The sequence below is a fragment of the Arthrobacter sp. H14 genome (assembly GCF_000520495.1).
Taxonomy (GTDB): domain Bacteria; phylum Actinomycetota; class Actinomycetes; order Actinomycetales; family Micrococcaceae; genus Arthrobacter_C.
Window position 1 is genome coordinate 11,704 of sequence record NZ_KI914691.1, and the last position, 4,626, is coordinate 16,329.

The 4,626-nt window shown below is 59.1% G+C and carries 4 protein-coding genes; 2 read left to right on the forward strand and 2 right to left on the reverse strand.

The genetic code is table 11. From position 1 onward, the window contains the following. The coding region (locus Y707_RS0119480; RefSeq protein ID WP_035782743.1) for a PhoD-like phosphatase N-terminal domain-containing protein at positions 1–302 on the forward strand (302 nt) is incomplete at its 5' end. A 1,491-nt stretch (positions 303–1,793) separates the two neighbouring features. Then, positions 1,794–2,366 (forward strand): hypothetical protein, encoded by a 573-nt coding sequence (locus Y707_RS0119485; protein WP_155853175.1) that lies wholly within the window; start codon positions 1,794–1,796, stop codon positions 2,364–2,366. 89 nt (positions 2,367–2,455) lie between these two features. On the opposite strand, the gene Y707_RS0119490 is transcribed toward Y707_RS0119485, so the two are convergent. Together Y707_RS0119490 and Y707_RS0119495 are read right to left on the reverse strand one after the other, a co-directional pair. Further along, complete coding sequence (locus Y707_RS0119490) at positions 2,456–2,716, reverse strand: sulfite exporter TauE/SafE family protein (protein ID WP_026536320.1); 261 nt, start codon at positions 2,714–2,716, stop codon at positions 2,456–2,458. Further along, positions 2,680–3,087: a hypothetical protein gene (locus tag Y707_RS0119495; protein ID WP_026536321.1), complete on the reverse strand. Its 408-nt coding sequence runs from the start codon at positions 3,085–3,087 to the stop codon at positions 2,680–2,682. The genes Y707_RS0119490 and Y707_RS0119495 overlap by 37 nt, the downstream gene beginning before the upstream one ends. Positions 3,088–4,626 lie beyond the last annotated feature (1,539 nt).

The window sequence follows — 4,626 nt, forward strand, 5'->3', positions numbered from 1 at the left end:
GCTCGGCCGGAGCCGTCGCAACCGCGGCCATGTATGGCTTTTCCGCGGCCCCCGCCTGGTCGACCCCGCGCTTCCCGCGGAACCCCTTCACTCTGGGTGTTGCCTCGGGTGAGCCCACCTCTGACGGCGTGGTGCTTTGGACCCGTTTGGCGCCCGAGCCCCAAGCCCCCGACGGCATGGGTGGTATGCCGCCGTACAAACTTCAGGTGAACTGGCAGGTTGCCATTGACCCGGAGTTCCGAACCGTGGTGAAGGCCGGGAGCCACAGCGCCACCCCCGGTCCCGGTCTGCGCCAGGATTGAATCGGCCAGTGACTGGTTGGCTTCCCAGCTGGCCATCTGGGAGAACCACTGCAGGCGGCAACGTCTGGCCCGCACCAGCGTGTCCGCAGATGGCGGTACGGCCGTTGCGCTGTGAAGTCGCGGTGTCCTTTTCGCCCTCGACCGCATAGGCTTCCCCATCGGCTGCGATGGTCCGGATCAGTTCGGGCAGGTTGTACACGGGAACTTGGCCGGCTTCTTTCAGCTCTTTGAGTTTCACCGTGCCGGAACGGGAGTAGTAGAAGTGCTTCCTGTTCGGCACCGGAGAATCCGGGAAGGCCTGCTTGATTTTGGTAAAAGCTACGGATCCATCTGCGAGGCGGAACGGGTGCCGAGCGACCTCAACAGGCTTCCCGTGATCGACCTTAGGTTTGGGCGACGGACTAGCCGCAGCGACCTTGGTCGAAGCCGGTCTACTAACCGGAATCTCTCGGCCGGTAAGACCCTGTGCAAGGGCAAGCTTCACCTCAGTCCACTCACAGCCGGCCCGGCAGAAAATGACTATACCTGTCTTGCCGCCTCTGGCTGGGGAGATGATGCAGGACGGGTGGGTGTCCTCATGGCCCGGACACTGGCAGGTGATACCGCCATCCGCCGCGTCCTTGTAGGTCTTGCCGAGAGCGTCCAATGCACGTTTCGCATCGGAGATTTTGAGTACAGCAGGGGTTTTCAAAGGAACAATGCCTTTCACGCTTCACGGGTCCATCCGCAACGCGGACCGGCCCTTCTGTTTGTCGAGATTCGACAGCCAGCCCTTCTGGGTGGCAATTTCTTCTATGCGTCAGGAAGATCGACGGCTGTCTTTTCCCTGCAGAACCCGTAATTGAAGGCATCCGCGCCAAATAACCGGAAATGTTGGTAGCCACGGAATAGAAATAAGCAGAACATGGCGCATCGACAGAATTAGGAGCTTTCGATAGGCGAATTCAACATATCCGGATAACTCATGGGTAATTAGTTGCGCAGCTTCCGGCTGCGGGCCGGCGCACCCGTCGGCATGGTGAGAATCGACACCTCGAAAAGTACACCCGGAGATTGGGTCCTGCGCCCGAAGCCGCAGTGTTCCAACGGACTCGCCATCAGTTGTTCCCCTGAAAACCGCAGGGAACTCGATGCCTGCCGATCTACTCCTGGCCCCGGGGTTGGCCCTCGTAGGTCTACTGTCTCTACATTTAGAGTGAATGATTGTTCTCCGCCATGTGCTGGCGAATCGCCCCACTGCGCAGAAAGGTCTCGGTAGCATCGTTCTCGCGATGCCATCCGGATATGTCCGCACTTTTGGAATCTTAGGCGCCGTTGATCACCCCGACCGCTATTTCCAACCGTGGGCGTCGGTTCCGCCCTACAATGGAAGCAGGCCATCACTGAGACCGGGGGATCATCATGGACCTTCAAAATCCAAGCGCATCACACGGCCCTAATGGGTCCACTTCCAAACGCGTGCTCAGGCCGTCTACCATCATCGTTGGCACCATGGCGGTCCTGTTTATTCTTATCGGCGCCATTACCGGCGGTTTCGGTGGGGCATTGATCATGGCAGGGTTCTTTGCCTTCTTCACCGGGATCTATGTCGTGCTCACCGGACGGTCCTCCTGGCTGCGATTGCCGGGACGGAAGATCGGGGCCCTCACACTAGCCACCAGCGTCGTCGTCACAGGCGTCGGCGCGGCTCTGCTGCCATCGGTCGAAAACCCAGGCACGAACACCGCATCCGACGCGAGTCATGCCGTGTCAGCCACCACTCCCACGCCCACGCCGAGCCGGACGCCGGAGACCAAGAGCAAGAGCCCCGACCCATTGAAGACCCCGACAACGAAGCCGGAACCGAAGACGACAGAAAGACCTGACACGACCAAGGACGAGCCTGCCAAGCAAGAGAATAAGGGCAAGGTGGCTGTCGCGGGCGGCACAGCACTGGCCCAGTTGGCGACCATCGATATAATGGGCCGAGCCCCCAAAACCGGCTACGAACGGGACGAATTCGGGTATGGGTGGATGGACACTGACAGCAACGGCTGCGACAGGCGCATTATCTGCACTCTATAAAGTAATCTCTCCAGTTTTCTGATGACCACGAAGGTTTTGCTTGTTGAGGCACATGGGGAACAGTCGCCTTGGGGACGTATGGAGGCGACCTATGAATTGACGATGTCGGTGAGGGTGCTGGCAGCGACGGCGGCTGCGACAGCGAAGACGAGGCTGGCGAAGGCGATGCGAACGTGTTTGTTGTTGAGTTTGTGCGCCACGCGCGCGGCGGTGAGTGACCCGGCGATCGCGGGTATGGCGAAAGCCAGTGTGGTGGCCCAGTCGATGGTGAATCCTGTGGCGTGGGCGCTGAAGCCAGCTGCGGAGTTGATCGCTATGATGACCAGTGATGTTCCGACGGCCTGGGCCATGGAGCCAGTGAGGCCGCTGTGTCGATGCCATTGCCTGGTGCGTACTGCTTGAACGACGTGAACTTGTACACGAAGTAGGAGGAGAACCCCACGCAGTTATCTGCCTTGCCGTAACCGCAGTCGCCGGGTCCGCCGGCGCCGAACGCTTCAGCCAGGACAGCGTCGCCTTCAACAATGTAGTTCTCCATAAATGCGTCGGCTTCCTCAAGGCTCATGCCGCCTTCAGTGAGACCTGAAGTCAGCGTCTCATCGTCGGTCTGACATGTCGCCTGGGCTGCGCTGACACGGTTTTCGTTCGCCTCTTCGATCGTTGTCCCGGTCTGCGCCAGGATTGAATCGGCCAGTGACTGGTTGGCTTCCCAGCTGGCCATCTGGGAGAACCACTGCAGGCGGCAACGTCTGGCCCGCACCAGCGTGTCCGCAGATGGCGGTACGGCCGTTGCGCTGTGAAGTCGCGGTGTCCTTTTCGCCCTCGACCGCATAGGCTTCCCCATCGGCTGCGATGGTCCGGATCAGTTCGGGCAGGTTGTACACGGGAACTTGGCCGGCTTCTTTCAGCTCTTTGAGTTTCACCGTGCCGGAACGGGAGTAGTAGAAGTGCTTCCTGTTCGGCACCGGAGAATCCGGGAAGGCCTGCTTGATTTTGGTAAAAGCTACGGATCCATCTGCGAGGCGGAACGGGTGCCGAGCGACCTCAACAGGCTTCCCGTGATCGACCTTAGGTTTGGGCGACGGACTAGCCGCAGCGACCTTGGTCGAAGCCGGTCTACTAACCGGAATCTCTCGGCCGGTAAGACCCTGTGCAAGGGCAAGCTTCACCTCAGTCCACTCACAGCCGGCCCGGCAGAAAATGACTATACCTGTCTTGCCGCCTCTGGCTGGGGAGATGATGCAGGACGGGTGGGTGTCCTCATGGCCCGGACACTGGCAGGTGATACCGCCATCCGCCGCGTCCTTGTAGGTCTTGCCGAGAGCGTCCAATGCACGTTTCGCATCGGAGATTTTGAGTACAGCAGGGGTTTTCAAAGGAACAATGCCTTTCACGCTTCACGGGTCCATCCGCAACGCGGACCGGCCCTTCTGTTTGTCGAGATTCGACAGCCAGCCCTTCTGGGTGGCAATTTCTTCTATGCGTCAGGAAGATCGACGGCTGTCTTTTCCCTGCAGAACCCGTAATTGAAGGCATCCGCGCCAAATAACCGGAAATGTTGGTAGCCACGGAATAGAAATAAGCAGAACATGGCGCATCGACAGAATTAGGAGCTTTCGATAGGCGAATTCAACATATCCGGATAACTCATGGGTAATTAGTTGCGCAGCTTCCGGCTGCGGGCCGGCGCACCCGTCGGCATGGTGAGAATCGACACCTCGAAAAGTACACCCGGAGATTGGGTCCTGCGCCCGAAGCCGCAGTGTTCCAACGGACTCGCCATCAGTTGTTCCCCTGAAAACCGCAGGGAACTCGATGCCTGCCGATCTACTCCTGGCCCCGGGGTTGGCCCTCGTAGGTCTACTGTCTCTACATTTAGAGTGAATGATTGTTCTCCGCCATGTGCTGGCGAATCGCCCCACTGCGCAGAAAGGTCTCGGTAGCATCGTTCTCGCGATGCCATCCGGATATGTCCGCACTTTTGGAATCTTAGGCGCCGTTGATCACCCCGACCGCTATTTCCAACCGTGGGCGTCGGTTCCGCCCTACAATGGAAGCAGGCCATCACTGAGACCGGGGGATCATCATGGACCTTCAAAATCCAAGCGCATCACACGGCCCTAATGGGTCCACTTCCAAACGCGTGCTCAGGCCGTCTACCATCATCGTTGGCACCATGGCGGTCCTGTTTATTCTTATCGGCGCCATTACCGGCGGTTTCGGTGGGGCATTGATCATGGCAGGGTTCTTTGCCTTCTTC